Annotated in this window: 11 protein-coding genes and 1 pseudogene; 7 read left to right on the plus strand and 5 right to left on the minus strand. The window is 63.0% G+C overall.

What is annotated here, in order from left to right:
• From AB3X96_RS00005 to AB3X96_RS00020, 4 genes and pseudogenes are all read left to right on the plus strand, one after another.
• Window positions 1-125: pseudogene (locus AB3X96_RS00005) on the plus strand (phenylacetic acid degradation protein); the annotation flags it as partial.
• A gap of 175 nt (window positions 126-300) precedes the next feature.
• Window positions 301-1,125, plus strand: coding sequence for a DUF1835 domain-containing protein (locus AB3X96_RS00010; RefSeq protein ID WP_368588144.1), 825 nt, complete (start codon window positions 301-303; stop codon window positions 1,123-1,125).
• A 16-nt stretch (window positions 1,126-1,141) separates the two neighbouring features.
• A complete protein-coding gene (locus AB3X96_RS00015) occupies window positions 1,142-1,753 on the plus strand; it encodes a TetR/AcrR family transcriptional regulator (RefSeq protein ID WP_176110084.1) in 612 nt (203 codons plus the stop codon).
• Window positions 1,754-2,021: 268 nt separating this feature from the next.
• The gene (locus AB3X96_RS00020) at window positions 2,022-2,690 is read left to right on the plus strand and encodes a GNAT family N-acetyltransferase (protein ID WP_368588145.1); all 669 of its coding nucleotides are present in this window, start codon (window positions 2,022-2,024) and stop codon (window positions 2,688-2,690) included.
• A gap of 99 nt (window positions 2,691-2,789) precedes the next feature.
• Here AB3X96_RS00020 and AB3X96_RS00025 read toward each other — a convergent pair whose 3' ends face one another.
• The gene (locus tag AB3X96_RS00025; RefSeq protein ID WP_013090779.1) at window positions 2,790-3,287 is read right to left on the minus strand and encodes an Lrp/AsnC family transcriptional regulator; all 498 of its coding nucleotides are present in this window, start codon (window positions 3,285-3,287) and stop codon (window positions 2,790-2,792) included.
• Window positions 3,288-3,476: 189 nt separating this feature from the next.
• Here AB3X96_RS00025 and hppD point away from each other — a divergent pair, with 189 nt between their 5' ends.
• The gene (gene hppD, locus AB3X96_RS00030) at window positions 3,477-4,574 is read left to right on the plus strand and encodes a 4-hydroxyphenylpyruvate dioxygenase (RefSeq protein WP_368588146.1); all 1,098 of its coding nucleotides are present in this window, start codon (window positions 3,477-3,479) and stop codon (window positions 4,572-4,574) included.
• A gap of 134 nt (window positions 4,575-4,708) precedes the next feature.
• Here the strand turns inward: hppD and AB3X96_RS00035 are convergent, their stop codons facing one another.
• Window positions 4,709-4,903 (minus strand): hypothetical protein, encoded by a 195-nt coding sequence (locus AB3X96_RS00035; RefSeq protein WP_368588147.1) that lies wholly within the window; start codon window positions 4,901-4,903, stop codon window positions 4,709-4,711.
• Between the two features lie 386 nt (window positions 4,904-5,289).
• On the opposite strand from AB3X96_RS00035, the gene AB3X96_RS00040 reads away from it, so the two are divergent.
• Window positions 5,290-8,889: an indolepyruvate ferredoxin oxidoreductase family protein gene (locus AB3X96_RS00040; RefSeq protein ID WP_368588148.1), complete on the plus strand. Its 3,600-nt coding sequence runs from the start codon at window positions 5,290-5,292 to the stop codon at window positions 8,887-8,889.
• A 160-nt stretch (window positions 8,890-9,049) separates the two neighbouring features.
• On the opposite strand, the gene AB3X96_RS00045 is transcribed toward AB3X96_RS00040, so the two are convergent.
• On the minus strand, window positions 9,050-11,332 hold the full coding sequence (locus tag AB3X96_RS00045; RefSeq protein ID WP_368588149.1) for an NADP-dependent malic enzyme: 2,283 nt from the start codon (window positions 11,330-11,332) through the stop codon (window positions 9,050-9,052).
• Window positions 11,333-11,625: 293 nt separating this feature from the next.
• Complete coding sequence (locus tag AB3X96_RS00050; RefSeq protein WP_368588150.1) at window positions 11,626-12,870, minus strand: MFS transporter; 1,245 nt, start codon at window positions 12,868-12,870, stop codon at window positions 11,626-11,628.
• 312 nt (window positions 12,871-13,182) lie between these two features.
• On the opposite strand from AB3X96_RS00050, the gene AB3X96_RS00055 reads away from it, so the two are divergent.
• Window positions 13,183-13,869 (plus strand): orotate phosphoribosyltransferase, encoded by a 687-nt coding sequence (locus AB3X96_RS00055; RefSeq protein WP_013090785.1) that lies wholly within the window; start codon window positions 13,183-13,185, stop codon window positions 13,867-13,869.
• A gap of 158 nt (window positions 13,870-14,027) precedes the next feature.
• Here AB3X96_RS00055 and AB3X96_RS00060 read toward each other — a convergent pair whose 3' ends face one another.
• Complete coding sequence (locus tag AB3X96_RS00060) at window positions 14,028-14,717, minus strand: response regulator (RefSeq protein ID WP_176124615.1); 690 nt, start codon at window positions 14,715-14,717, stop codon at window positions 14,028-14,030.
• Window positions 14,718-14,808: the final 91 nt, after the last annotated feature.

Genomic DNA, 14,808 nt, shown 5'->3' on the forward strand with positions numbered 1-14,808 from the left:
AGGGCGAAGTGAAGATGGAAAAGAACTACACGCTCGAAGAACACGAGGTCCGCGACGGGTTCGTGCTGACGTGTCAGTGTCATCCGGTGAGCGAGAAGGTCGTCGTCAGTTACGACGAACGATGAGCCTGGAGCTTTCGTGGCCAGGGTATGGACTCGCTTCGTGTAACGGCCGGCGCCGCTTTCGGCCGTTTCGCGATCCGCTTACACTAGGGGCCGCTCATCGATTGGGACGTCGGTTTCCAGTCGGCGAGCCGCCTCTTTTTGTTACAGCTGCAAGCGTCACAGCAAGCCCTTGCCCATGAGCACGATTCACCTCACCAACGGCGACGTCGCCGCCGAGTCGCTGCGTAGCGCGCTGGCCCTGGCGGGCCGCGACGATCGCGTGCAGCCGTTGCGCGACGATCTGGCGGTCGGCCCGCTACGCGGCGTCGACGACGCTCCGTACGTGCGCGCCGACTTCTGGGAACGCGTCACCGCCGACACGCAGCGCGACTTCGTGCGCGAGTTCCGCGAACAGGCCGCAGTGCTCGACGGCCTCTCGAACGACACCGCGAATCTCGTTGTGTGGCACGCCGAAAGCGCGTCCGATCAGCTGATGCTGCGCCGTGTCTGCTACCTGGTGCGCAACAGCCCGCAGCGTTTGAACGAAGTGCGTCTGTCGATCGCCGACCTCGCCGGCCGCGCCGATCCGCAAGCGTGGGCGCATACGCGCAAGGACCACGCGACATCGGTCGGCATGTTTGCGCGGGACGTATTGCAGGCACATTTGCCGGACGCCGCGCCGATTTCCGTGCTGCGCATCAGCCGGCTGGCGCTCGAATGGCAGGAGGTCAAGCAGGCGAACGGCGAGACGCGGCGCTGGCGTGACAATACCTTCACGAACGGCAGCTTTGCCGAACTCGACACGCTGATCCTCGAACGCGCAAGCGACGACTGGCAGCCCGCCGCGCGCGTCGCCGCCTATGTTATGACCGCCGAACTGTGGTATCTCGCCAGCGACAGCATCGTGCTATGGCGCATGCGCGAACTCGTGACGCAACGACGCATCCACCTGCGTGGCGACGCGAACGAATGGCGCTCGCTCGAACTGCGCGCGGCGTCCGCTCCCTGCTCACCCCAATAAGATAAAACAGACAACTATGGCCCGCACCCGAGCCCCCGACCACGAAACCCAGCGCGAGCAGATTCTCGAACTGGCCGCCGCGAAGTTTGCGCAGACCAGCTACCCAAGCACGTCGATGGCCGATCTCGCCGCGGCGAGCGGCACCTCGAAGGCGCGCCTCTATCACTATTACGAGAGCAAGGAAGCGATCCTGTTCGACCTGCTCGATCGCTACACGAAGCGGCTGATGCTGATCATCGCCGAGGTGGAAGGGTCGAGCCAGCGCCGCGAACTGAGCGAGCGCGAAACCTTCGCGGAGCTGATCCGCGCGTTCCTGTCCGAGTACGAGACGTCGCACAGCCGGCACGTCGCGCTGTTGAACGATGTCAAGTATCTGGTCGATTCGCAGCGCGAGATCATCCTGAACCGCCAGCGCGACGTGGTCGCCGCGTTCGCGCGGCAACTCGCGCGCGCCTACCCCGAACGAGCGACGCGCGACAACCAGACCGCGCTGACGATGATGGTGTTCGGCATGATCAACTGGACCTTCACGTGGCTCAAGCCGGACGGCCGCATGGGTTATAGCGAGTTTGCCGAACAGGTGGTCGGCATGGTCGACCATGGTCTCGGCACCGCGCCGGTCAAGTGAGACGACGGTCCGAACCGGCGCCTTAGATGATGCAAAGCAACAACATTCCTACGAAATATGTCAGCCCCGGGATGCATGCGGCATGGTGTCCCGAACGTGCGTTCATTTTTTATTTCCTTTAAAAATCAAACAACTAAATTTAGGGCTCCAGCGTTCCAGGTAATCACGTCAATTTTTGATACGGGTTTTCCCTAGTGAATGGCTTGGGTTTCCGCTAAAATCGGTTTTGCGGTGCACAACACCGCCTGATTAAAAGGAGAACCCGACCATGAACACGCTGAGCCTTCGCACCACCGAGCCGATCGCGCCGAACGACCGCGCGTCGCTGTCTGCTGGACGCGCGCACGTTCTGGTCCGAGAACTCACCGCGGTCGATCGCGAACGCCTGCTCACGCACTTCCTCGCGCTCGACGAAGAAGACCGACTGCTGCGCTTCGGCCAGGTTGTGCCGAACCGCGTAATCGAAAACTACGTGCGCACGATCGACTTCACGCGCGACACCGTGTTTGGCGTGTTCAACAGCAAGCTGGAACTGAGCGGCGTAGGCCATCTGGCCTACCTGCCGGCCGAAGGCAACAAGCGCACTGCCGAATTCGGCGTCTCGGTGCTCGAAAGCGCGCGTGGCATCGGTATCGGCTCGAAGCTGTTCGAGCGCGCCGCGATCCGCAGCCGCAACACGCATGTGACGACGCTCTACATCCACTGCCTGGCGCGCAACTCGACCATGATGCACATCGCCAAAAAGGCCGGCATGAAGATCGAATACGCGTACGGCGAAGCCGACGCCTATCTGACGCTGTCGCCGGCAGATCAGTCGAGCATCCTCGCGGAAATGCTGCAGGAGCAGGCCGCTGTGTTCGACTACGCACTCAAGCGCCACGCGCGCCAGGCATCGCGACTGTTCGAGTCGTTCATGCCGGTGGCTGTCGCTGCCTGAATAATCGCTACGGGGAATTGAGACTGGGGCGGCCGCAAGGTCGCCCTTTTTTCTATCCGTACCAAATCAACGCCATGCGCAGGGCGTGACGCGTGAAGCCTACAAAATGGGCAGCGCTGTCGTTTCCTTGATTTTTTCGAGCGAAAAGCTCGATTTCACATCGATCACCGATGGATGCCGCAGCAATTGATCCTGGACGAAGCGCGAAAAGTGCGCCATGTCCTCGACCTGGACGCGCAGCAGGTAATCCATCTCCCCCGTCATCGCGTGACACGCGACCACTTCGGGCCACGTCTGCACGGCCGCGCCGAACAGATCGGCGTGGGTGGCCTCGCCATGCGGACTGAACGCGCGACCGCCGCCCTTCTCCAGCCGCACGTTGACATACGCAAGCAGGTCGAGTCCGAGACGCTGCGCGTCGAGTAGCGCGACGTAGCCGCGAATCACGCCGCTCTCCTCGAGCCGGCGAATCCGCCGCAGGCACGGACTCGGCGACAGATTGATCCGTTCCGCTATCTCCTGATTCGACAGCCGGCCATTTTCCTGAAGGATCGCCAGAATGCGTCGATCGATCGCATCTATCTCGCTATTAGCCATGTTCTGCCACGTCTCGCTCGAATGGAGCCATAAAGTAGCTCGAGAATAGCGACGCACGATTAAGTTCGCAAGTTCTTGCCTCCATCACAGTTCTACACTTGCCCTATCCGGTCGCGCTCAGCCGACCGTCCCGCGCGCTCACCGCCAGCGCGCCTCGGCAACCCCCTTGCATGGGATTGGAGACAGACAATGCAGGTTTCTACTTGGGAAAATCCGGTCGGCACCGACGGCTTCGAATTCATCGAATACACGGCGCCGGACCCGAAAGCGCTCGGCAAACTGTTCGAACGGATGGGTTTCACGGCCGTCGCGCGACATCGTCACAAGGACGTGACGCTGTATCGTCAGGGCGACATCAATTTCATCGTCAACGCGGAGAAGCATTCGTTCGCGCAGCGCTTCGCGCGCTTGCATGGCCCGTCGATCTGCGCGATTGCGTTTCGCGTGCAGGACGCCGCGAAGGCTTACGCTCAAGCGCTCGAAAAAGGCGCGTGGGGATTCGACAACAAGACCGGCCCGATGGAGCTGAACATCCCGGCGATCAAAGGCATCGGCGATTCGCTGATCTATTTCGTCGACCGCTGGCGCGGCAAGAACGGCGCCGCGCCGAACAGCATCGGTGACATCGACATTTACGACGTCGACTTCGAACCGCTTCCCGGCGCGAACCCCAATCCGGTCGGCCACGGCCTGACCTATATCGATCACCTGACGCACAACGTGCATCGCGGCCGCATGCAGGAATGGGCCGAGTTCTACGAGCGCCTGTTCAACTTCCGCGAGGTGCGCTACTTCGACATCGAGGGCAAGGTGACGGGCGTGAAGTCGAAGGCGATGACCTCGCCTTGCGGCAAGATCCGCATTCCGATCAACGAGGAGGGCTCGGACACGGCCGGTCAGATCCAGGAATATCTGGACGCGTACCACGGCGAAGGCATCCAGCACATCGCGCTCGGCACCAGCGACATCTACCGCACCGTCGACGGCCTGCGCGCGTCGAACATTTCGCTGCTCGACACGATTGACACCTACTACGAACTCGTCGACCGGCGCGTGCCGAATCATGGCGAGCCGCTCGAGGAACTGCGCAAGCGCAAGATTCTGATCGACGGCGCGCCGGACGATCTGCTGCTGCAGATCTTCACCGAAAACCAGATCGGCCCGATCTTCTTCGAGATCATCCAGCGCAAGGGCAATCAGGGCTTCGGCGAGGGCAACTTCAAGGCGCTGTTCGAATCGATCGAGCTCGACCAGATTCGCCGCGGCGTCGTGCAGGACAAGACCTGATCGCGGTGACTCGCGCCTGATCGGCGTGCAACGAAAAAGGGCGAGGATCGCAGGATCCTCGCCCTTTTTCGTTGCACGCCGCCGCTTCTTCGAAACGGCGGCCGGTTGTCACAAGACGCGCGCGATGTGGCGCGTCATGAATTCTGCCTGTACTCATTGCTGCCGGTCGCACCGTCGATCGTTCCGACCTGCGCCGGCGCTACCTGCGCCGTGCGAACGATCGCGTTCGACAGCGCCCCCGTGCTGCCCGGATTCGAGTGCATCGGCGCGCTCATCGCGAAGAATGCGGCGGAAACCATCAGGAACTTCTGGATGTTTCTTGTGTTCATGCGTACTCCTTTTCTAACTGCCCTGCTGTCCAGAAGCTGCGCAAAATGCGCAGCGATCGGCATCGCTCGCAGGTCGGGGATTAGACAGTGGTTTTCACTGCGGTTCCGCACATTTGTAGGTTTTACAGCTTGTTACATGCGCAAGCACAACCCAACTCGATTCCGCGGAAAATCGGCGCCAACTGTGACAACGCGCGGCCAACTTGCAGCGAAACCATCTGAATCAGACTCCGCGCGGGCGATTTTTGATCCGCTGCGGCGGGTTTCCACCAGTGCTACCATCGCTTGAAACCCGTCAATATGACGACCCCGGCCCCAGCATTCACGAGATGCCGGGGGCCAGAAAAGTTTTGGTGATCCCAAGCTGAAGTGGAGGAGTACACATAATGAATGCCCCGCTAGACGCAGGTCAGCGAGCCTCGCTCGAAGCCGCGTTGTCTTCCGTCACGCTCGACGACAAATACACCCTCGATCGCGGCCGCGCTTACATGAGCGGCATCCAGGCGCTGGTGCGTCTGCCGATGCTGCAGCAGGAACGCGACCGCGCCGCTGGCCTCAATACGGCCGGCTTCATCTCCGGCTACCGCGGGTCCCCGCTCGGCGGACTCGACCAGTCGCTGTGGAAAGCCAAAAAGCATCTGTCCGCGCATCAGATCGTGTTCCAGCCCGGCGTCAACGAAGACCTCGCGGCCACCGCCGTGTGGGGTTCGCAGCAGGTCAACCTGTACCCGAGCGCCAAATACGACGGCGTGTTCTCGATGTGGTACGGCAAGGGCCCCGGCGTCGACCGCTCCGGTGACGTCTTCAAGCACGGCAACTCGGCCGGCTCGTCGCGGCACGGCGGCGTTCTGGTGCTCGCCGGCGACGATCACGCGGCCAAATCCTCGACACTCGCGCACCAGTCCGAACACATCTTCAAGGCGTGCGGGCTGCCGGTGCTGTTTCCGTCGAACGTGCAGGAATATCTGGACTTCGGCCTGCACGGCTGGGCGATGAGCCGCTATTCGGGCCTCTGGGTCGCGATGAAGTGCGTGACCGACGTGGTCGAATCGTCCGCATCGGTCGATATCGACCCGCACCGCACCAGCATCATCCTGCCGGAAGACTTCGTGATGCCCGATGGCGGGCTGAACATCCGCTGGCCCGATCCGCCGCTCGTGCAGGAAGCGCGTCTGCTCGACTACAAGTGGTACGCGGGCCTCGCCTACGTGCGCGCGAACAAGCTCGACCGTGTCGAAATCGATTCGCCGCACGCGCGCTTCGGCATCATGACCGGCGGCAAGGCCTATCTCGACGTGCGTCAGGCGCTGACCGACCTCGGTCTCGACGACGAAACCTGCTCGCGTATCGGCATCCGGTTGTACAAGGTCGGCTGCGTGTGGCCGCTCGAAGCGCAAGGCGCGCAGGCCTTCGCGCGCGGTCTCGACGAAATTCTCGTGGTCGAGGAAAAGCGCCAGATCCTCGAATACGCGATCAAGGAAGAGCTGTACAACTGGCCCGACGCGCAGCGCCCGCGCGTGTTCGGCAAGTTCGACGAAAAGGACGGCGCCGGCGGCGAATGGTCGGTGCCGATGGGCAACTGGCTGCTGCCGGCGCACTACGAGCTGTCGCCTGCGATCATCGCGAAGGCAATCGCCACGCGGCTGGACAAGTTCGATCTGCCGTCGGACGTGCGCGCCCGGATCGCCGCGCGCATCGCGGTGATCGAGGCGAAGGAAAAAGCGCTCGCGCGGCCGCGCGTCGAAGTCGAGCGCAAGCCGTGGTTCTGCTCGGGCTGCCCGCACAACACGTCGACCAATGTGCCGGAAGGCTCGCGCGCGATGGCCGGCATCGGCTGTCATTACATGACGGTCTGGATGGACCGCAGCACCAGCACGTTCAGCCAGATGGGCGGCGAAGGCGTCGCGTGGATCGGCCAGGCGCCGTTCACGAACGACAAGCACGTGTTCGCCAATCTCGGCGACGGCACCTACTTCCACTCGGGGCTGCTGGCGATTCGCGCGGCGATCGCGTCGAAGGCGAACATCACCTACAAGCTGCTGTACAACGACGCGGTCGCGATGACGGGCGGCCAGCCGGTCGACGGCGTGCTGACCGTGCCGCAGATCACGCACCAGCTCGCCGCTGAAGGCGCGGCGAAAATTGTCATCGTCACCGATGAGCCGGAGAAATACGCGGCGAACGTCGGCCTCGCGCCCGGCGTCGACATTCATCACCGCGACCAGCTCGACGACGTGCAGCGCCAGTTGCGCGAGATTCCCGGCACCACGATCCTGATCTACGACCAGACCTGCGCGACCGAAAAGCGCCGTCGCCGGAAGCGCGGCGCGTATCCCGATCCGGCACGGCGCGTCGTAATCAACGAGGCGGTGTGCGAAGGCTGCGGCGACTGCTCGGTGAAGTCGAACTGCCTGTCGGTCGAACCGCTCGACACCGAGTACGGCACGAAGCGCCAGATCAACCAGTCGACCTGCAACAAGGACTTCTCGTGCGTGAACGGCTTCTGCCCGAGCTTCGTCTCCGTTGAAGGCGGCCAGTTGCGCAAGCCGAAGGCGGCGTCGGGCGCCGGCGCCGAAATGCCGCCGGTGCCGGACCCCGAGCTGCCGTCGATCGAGCGTCCGTACGGCGTGCTGGTGACGGGCGTCGGGGGCACCGGCGTCGTCACGATCGGCGCGCTGCTCGGCATGGCCGCGCATCTCGAGAGCAAGGGCGTCACCGTGCTCGACGTCACCGGCCTCGCGCAGAAAGGCGGCGCCGTGATGAGCCACGTGCAGATCGCGAACCACCCGGCCGACATCCATGCGACTCGCATCGCGATGGGCGAAGCGAGCCTCGTGATCGGCTGCGACGCGATCGTGACCGCCAGCGACGAGTGCGTGTCGCGGATGCAGGCGGATCGCACGCGCGTGGTGCTGAACAGCGCGCACACGCCGACCGCCGAGCTGATCAAGAATCCAAACTGGCGCTTCCCCGGCAGCAGCACCGAAGCCGACGTGCGTGCCGCGGCAGGCGACGACAACGTCTCGGCCGTCGACGCGAATCACTTTGCCGTCGCTCTCCTCGGCGACGCGATCTACACGAACCCGTTCGTGCTCGGCTACGCGTGGCAGCGCGGCTGGGTGCCGCTCACGCACGAGTCGCTGATTCGCGCGATCGAGCTGAACAACGTGCAGGTGGAGAAAAACCGCGCCGCGTTCGAATGGGGCCGGCGTGCCGCGCACGATCTGGCCGCGGTACGCAAGCTCGCGCAATCGCAGGGACGCGGCGAGACGGCCGACAACGCAAGCGGCAAGATCATCGCTCTGCATACGCCGAAGGCGCTCGACACGCTGATCGACAAGCGCGCCGACTATCTGACCGCCTGGCAGAACAGTGCGTACGCGCAGCGCTATCGCGCGCTGGTGTCGCAGGTGCGGGTCGCGGAAGAAGCGCTCGATTCCGCCGACGGCCAAATGCCGCTGACCGAAGCGGTCGCCAAGAACCTGCACAAGCTGATGGCGTACAAGGACGAATACGAAGTCGCGCGTCTCTACAGCGACCCGGCGTTCATCGAAAAGCTGAACGCGACGTTCGAAGGCGACTGGAAGCTGCATCTGCATCTCGCGCCGCCGACGCTATCGAAGAAGGACGCGCACGGCCATCTGGTGAAGAAGAAGTACGGTCCGTGGATGTTCCGCGCGATGCACGTGCTCGCGAAGCTCAAGTTCCTGCGCGGCACCGCGCTCGACGTGTTCGGCAACACCGAGGAGCGCCGCACCGAGCGCGCGCTGATCGGCGAATACGAGGCATTGGTGCGTGAATTGATCGGCGGGCTGACTGCGCAGAAGCGCGATCTCGCGGTCGAGCTCGCGAACCTGCCCGACGGCATCCGCGGTTATGGGCACGTGAAGGAGAACAACCTGAAAGGCGTGCGCATCAAGTGGAACGAGCTGCTCACGCGTTGGCGTTCGTCCGATGCAGGCAAGACGACGCAGCACGCGGCCTGATCGACTCTGGCAGTTGAACTGAAATGCGGCGGTCTTCACGGACCGCCGCTTTTTTTCGGGCGCAAAAAAAGCGCCACGGAACCGCAATTCCGTAGCGCCTTTACCGAAGCCGTCGCGCGCGCGTTACTGCCGCCCCCGCTTCAACCCCGCGCGATGCACGTTACTTCGCGTTCACCGACTTGCGCGCGTTAGCCGAAGCGACCGCCGTCATATTGATGATCCGGCGCACGGTCGCGGCCGGCGTCAGGATATGCACCGGCTTTTCCGCGCCGAGCAGGAACGGGCCGACCGTCACGCCCTCGCCGCCCACCACCTTCAGCAGGTTGTACGCGATGTTCGCCGCTTCGACGTTCGGCATGATCAGCAGGTTCGCTTCGCCGGCGAGCGTCGTGCCCGGGAACGCGGCCTTGCGGATGGTCTCCGACAGCGCCGCGTCGCCGTGCATTTCACCGTCGATTTCGAGCGACGGCGCGCGTTGCGTGATCAGCTTGCGCGCCGCGGCCATGCGCTGCGACGACGACGACGGCGCGCTGCCAAAGTTCGAGTTCGACAGCAGCGCGACCTTCGGCGTGATACCGAACTTCTCGATTTCGCGCGCGGCGAGCATCGTCATGTCGGCGAGCTGCTCGGCGGTCGGCACTTCGTTCACGTACGTGTCGCAGATGAACAGGTTGCGGCCCGGCAGCATCAGCAGGTTCATCGCGGCGAAGTTATCGACGTTGTCGGCCTTGCCGAGCACCTGCTCGATGAAGTTCAGGTGCGTGTGGTACTGGCCGATCATGCCGCAGATCATGCCGTCCGCATCCCCGAGATGCACGAGGATCGCGCCGATCAGCGTGTTGAACTTGCGCATCGCAGCCTTCGCGACGTCGGGCGTCACGCCTTCGCGCGCGCCGATTTCGTGATACGCCTGCCAGCTCTTGTGATAGCGCGGATCGTCTTCCGGATCGACGATCTCGACGTCTTCGCCGCACTTGAGCTTCGAGCCCATCTTCTTCAGACGCATCTCGATCACCGACGGACGGCCGACCAGGATCGGCTTCGCGATCTTTTCAAGTAGCACGAACTGCGCGGCGCGCAGCACGCGCTCGTCTTCGCCTTCCGCGAACACGATGCGCGCCGGTGCCGACTTCGCCGCCGCGAAGACCGGCCGCATCACCATGCCCGAGCGATAGACGGTCGCGCCGAGCTGTTCGCGGTACGCGTCCATGTCCTGGATCGGACGGGTCGCGACGCCCGAATCCATCGCGGCCTGCGCGACGGCCGGCGCGATCTTGATGATCAGACGCGGATCGAACGGCTTCGGAATCAGGTATTCGGGACCGAATTCGAGCGAGTGGCCTTCGTAGGCCTTCGCGACCTCATCGCCCTGGTCGGTTTCCTCGGCCAGTTCGGCGATCGCGCGCACGCACGCGAGCTTCATTTCTTCGGTGATCGTCGTCGCGCCGACGTCGAGCGCGCCGCGGAAGATGAATGGGAAACACAGCACGTTGTTGACCTGGTTCGGATAGTCCGAACGGCCGGTCGCGATGATGCAGTCCGGGCGGACCTTGCGCGCTTCTTCCGGACGGATTTCCGGCTCGGGGTTCGCGAGCGCGAGAATCAGCGGCTGCGAGCCCATTTCGGCGACCATCTCCGGCTTCAGTACGCCGGCGCTCGAGCAGCCGAGGAACACGTCGGCGCCACGGATCGCGTCGGCGAGCGAGCGCGCTTCGGTGTGCGCCGCATAGCGTTCCTTCGACGGATCGAGGTTGCCGCGCCCTTCGTAGATCACGCCCTTCGAGTCGGCGACGATAATGTTCTTCTTCGACAGACCGAGATTGACGAGCAGATCCAGGCACGCAATGGCGGCGGCGCCCGCGCCAGAACAGACCAGCTTCACTTCGGCGAGCTTCTTGCCGACCACTTTGAGGCCGTTCAGGATCGCCGCCGACGCGATGATCGCGGTGCCGTGCTGATCGTCGTGGAAGACCGGAATCTTCATACGTTCGCGCAGCTTCTTCTCGATGTAGAAGCACTCGGGCGCCTTGATGTCCTCGAGGTTGATGCCGCCGAGCGTGGGCTCGAGCATCGCGATCGCCTCGACGAGCTTGTCCGGATCGGATTCGGAGAGCTCGATGTCGAACACGTCGATGCCGGCGAACTTCTTGAAGAGACACCCCTTGCCTTCCATCACCGGCTTCGCGGCGAGCGGGCCGATATTGCCGAGACCGAGCACCGCGGTGCCGTTCGTGATCACGCCGACGAGGTTGCCGCGCGACGTGTACTTCTGCGCGTCGAGCGGCTCCTCGTGGATCGCCATACAGGCCGCGGCGACACCCGGCGAATACGCGAGCGACAAATCCAGCTGATTCGACAGCGGCTTGGTGGGCGTCACCGAAATCTTGCCAGGTTTCGGATTCTGGTGATATGCGAGAGCGCTTTGCTTGAGTTGTTCGTCCATTTCTAGGCCTGCGAGACGTAAGTGATTGGGCCCGGCGCCCCACACCGTTGCGGCGTTTTCATCTGTCGAATGGATAGCCGACCGAGGCGGTTTTCGCACGCGCCCGGCAAGGCGCGATGACTTACCTCGACGAAGACGGGACGATGCGGAGTGCTTCGCGGGTCGATCAGTGTACACCCCGGAAGTGTCGATGCACTGAGTGGTTAACAGAACCCACCATTGGCGAAACAGCCACTACAAATGCGGAGTCGCTGCACCTGACAGTGTTTTTCCGCCCATTGGCGGCGGCACGCTCAGTCGAGCTCGGCGCCGCGTCGCTCAGGGATCAGAAGTAGTGTCGCGAAGATGTCGAGCAGGTAAATCGACGCGAGCAGCGCGAGCGCCGCGCCGAACGAGTAGCGCGCCGCCAGCGCGCCCACCACCACCGGCCCAAAGCCGCCCACCGCGCGGCCGGCGTTGAACAGCACGTTTTGCGCGGTGGCGCGCGCATCGGTTGGATAGAGCTCCGAAATCAGCGCGCCATAGCCGCCGATCATGCCGTTCACGAACACCCCCATCGCCGCGCCGCCGATCAGCAACGCCATCGGCGTCGTCAGTTGCGCATATACGAACACCATCACGACTGCGCCCGCCTGGTAGAACAGGAACGTCGGCTTGCGGCCGAAGCGGTCGGCGGCAATGCCGAATAGCCAGATGCCGGCCGCCATGCCGAGAATCGTCGCGGCGGTCCATAGCCCCGATTTGGTCAGCGAATAGCCGAAGGTCTTCGACAGATAGCTCGGCAGCCAGATCATCAGCCCGTAGTAGCCGAAGTTCTGCACCGAGCACAGGATCATGACGCCGAGGCTCGCGCGCGTCGTGCGTGCATCGACGAACAGCAGTTTCAGCGGCAGCTTGCGCATGCCGCGCGCGACGCGTTGGTTGAAAAGCGCCGGCTCCTCGACGCGGCGCCGCACGAAGAACGACACGACCGCCGGCAACAGCCCGAGCGCGAACATGCCGCGCCAGCCGATCACCGGCAGCAGGAGCGGCGTCAGCAACGCGGCCGCCAGCACGCCGAGCTGCCAGCCAAGACCGACATACGACGACACCCGCGCCCGCTGCGACGCCGGCCACGCTTCGGCGACCAGCGTCATGCCGATGCCGAATTCGCCGCCCAAGCCGACGCCGGCGATGGTCCGGTAGATCAGGAGGTCCGTGTAGCCCTGCGCGAGCGCGCACAGGCCGGTGAACACCGCGAAGATCAGGATCGTCCACGTCAGCATGCGCACGCGGCCGAAATAATCGCTGAGCACGCCGAACAGCACGCCGCCCGCGACCGCGCCGATCAGCGTCCATGTAACCAGCGCGCCGGCCTGCGACGAGCTCAGATGCAGGTCGGCGGCGATCACCGGCAGCATGAAGCCGAGGATCAGCAGATCGAAGCCGTCCATCGCGTAGCCCAGCACCGACGCGAGCAGCGCGCGGCCCGCATGGCCCGGCTTGACGGCAAAACGGGTTTCGGTGGCAGAGGCTGAGGCGGATGGAGCGGCGTTCATTCAAAGCATTCCGTTGGTCTGGAGGCGGCTGCGTGGGTTGCCACCCGGGAAAGTCGCGTGAGTGTAAAGGCGGCCTCAGCCGGTCACAAGACGATGCACGCGCCGAAGCGCCCACCGGGGACGGCGGCGCGTACGACGGCCTCCTCGGTGGGACCCATTTCAGGTAAAATAACGGCCCACGCGCGCAGCAAAAGCCGGTCTTTGCTCTTCCCCCGGCCGCGTATCCCGCCCAGCATGGCGCGGCATACCCCGCTTGCTGCGCCACCGGGCCCGGCGCCCGCTTCTCCCCCGCTCACTCCGAAGGATCCGCCCATGACAGGCTTCGATCGCCAGACGATCTCCGACACCACCGCCAAAATGCTGCTCGAAGTGCAAGCAGTGCATTTCAACGCGGAGAAACCGTATATTTTCACGTCCGGCTGGGCGAGCCCGGTGTATATCGACTGCCGCAAGCTGATCTCGTATCCGCGCGTGCGCCGCGGCCTGATGGAAATGGCCGAAGCGACGATCCTGCGCGACGTCGGCTATGAGCAGATCGACGCGGTCGCCGGCGGCGAAACCGCGGGTATCCCGTTCGCGGCATGGCTGTCCGACCGCCTGATGGTGCCGATGCAGTACGTGCGCAAGAAGCCGAAGGGTTTCGGCCGTAACGCGCAGATCGAAGGTCTGCTGACCGAAGGCCAGCGCGTGCTGCTCGTCGAAGACCTGACGACCGACAGCCGCAGCAAGATCAACTTCATCAACGCACTGCGCACCGCCGGCGCGACGGTGAACCACTGCTTCGTGCTGTTCCACTACAACATCTTCAAGGAAAGCGTGTCAGTGCTGAAAGACATCGACGTCGATCTGCACGCGCTCGCCACGTGGTGGGACGTGCTGCGCGTAGCGAAGCAAAACAACTACTTCGACACGAAGACAATCGACGAAGTGGAGAAATTCCTGCACGCGCCGGCCGAATGGTCCGCGGCGCATGGAGGTGCGACGTCTGCGCCGCAATAAAGCCATCGCGGTAAAGCATTGACAATAAAAACGTAGCCGCTTTATGCGAATTGAATAAGAAAGCCGCCTGTCGCGAAACAGGCGGCTTTTTTTATCGCCGATTGCATATTGCCGATTACCTTTCGCCGATTACGCGGCGGACGAAACGAGGCGCGATATCAGGACTCGTTCGCGATGTTCCTGGCCGCGTTCGACGACAGATTCAGCAAACCATTGCTCTGTGCATACTGGAATAGTTGGGAGTCGCGATCGATTCCGAGCTTACGCATGGCTGCATTTTTCTGCGTGCTGATCGTCTTGATGCTGCGATTCAAACGCTCCGAAATTTCCTTGATCGTCATACCCGATACGAACAGCCGCACGACTTCGAGTTCGCGCCTCGACAGCTTCGAGTCGTCGCGCTTGCCGGCCGAATTGACCCGCAACCCTTCGAGCACCGCCTTCACCGACGGACTCATATAGGTCATGCGACGGCCGACGTGCTGTACCGCAAGCGCAATATGGCTTAGATCGTCCGACTTGTTCACGACCGACGTCACGCCAAGCTCCTTGAGCCGTTTCAGTAAGGCGGCGTTCTCGAGCATGGTGAGCACGACAATGGGCAGGTTCGGAAAATTGCGGCGCAAATAGTCGATCAGTTGCAAGCCATCGCCGTACTGACCGCCCGGCATGGCCAGGTCGGTGACGAGCACGTCGCATCCGGTGGATTGCAACAATTTGATGAGTTCAGTCGACTGTCTTGCGCGCCCAACGACTTGCATACCGGGAAATTTGTGAAGCGCATTTTCGGCACCAAACAGAATAACCGGATGATCGTCTGCCACCACGACCCTGAGTGAAACTTGCATCGTCCTCCTCTGGACGGATAAACCGGTCTCTTCTAACACTTCTTTCGACGCTCGCTATTTAAACGAGATAAATACAGCCAGGGTCGCCCGA

Origin of the sequence: Paraburkholderia sp. BR13439, from assembly GCF_040948805.1 — a bacterium.
GTDB lineage: Bacteria > Pseudomonadota > Gammaproteobacteria > Burkholderiales > Burkholderiaceae > Paraburkholderia > Paraburkholderia youngii.

Excerpts from the sequence above, each read along its gene's own strand:
- AB3X96_RS00010 (WP_368588144.1), top strand. The coding sequence starts at position 301 with ATGAGCACGATTCACCTCACCAACGGCGACGTCGCCGCCGAGTCGCTG.
- AB3X96_RS00015 (WP_176110084.1), top strand. The coding sequence starts at position 1,142 with ATGGCCCGCACCCGAGCCCCCGACCACGAAACCCAGCGCGAGCAGATT.
- AB3X96_RS00020 (WP_368588145.1), top strand. The coding sequence starts at position 2,022 with ATGAACACGCTGAGCCTTCGCACCACCGAGCCGATCGCGCCGAACGAC.
- AB3X96_RS00025 (WP_013090779.1), bottom strand. The coding sequence starts at position 3,287 with ATGGCTAATAGCGAGATAGATGCGATCGATCGACGCATTCTGGCGATC.
- hppD (WP_368588146.1), top strand. The coding sequence starts at position 3,477 with ATGCAGGTTTCTACTTGGGAAAATCCGGTCGGCACCGACGGCTTCGAA.
- AB3X96_RS00035 (WP_368588147.1), bottom strand. The coding sequence starts at position 4,903 with ATGAACACAAGAAACATCCAGAAGTTCCTGATGGTTTCCGCCGCATTC.
- AB3X96_RS00040 (WP_368588148.1), top strand. The coding sequence starts at position 5,290 with ATGAATGCCCCGCTAGACGCAGGTCAGCGAGCCTCGCTCGAAGCCGCG.
- AB3X96_RS00045 (WP_368588149.1), bottom strand. The coding sequence starts at position 11,332 with ATGGACGAACAACTCAAGCAAAGCGCTCTCGCATATCACCAGAATCCG.
- AB3X96_RS00050 (WP_368588150.1), bottom strand. The coding sequence starts at position 12,870 with ATGAACGCCGCTCCATCCGCCTCAGCCTCTGCCACCGAAACCCGTTTT.
- AB3X96_RS00055 (WP_013090785.1), top strand. The coding sequence starts at position 13,183 with ATGACAGGCTTCGATCGCCAGACGATCTCCGACACCACCGCCAAAATG.
- AB3X96_RS00060 (WP_176124615.1), bottom strand. The coding sequence starts at position 14,717 with ATGCAAGTTTCACTCAGGGTCGTGGTGGCAGACGATCATCCGGTTATT.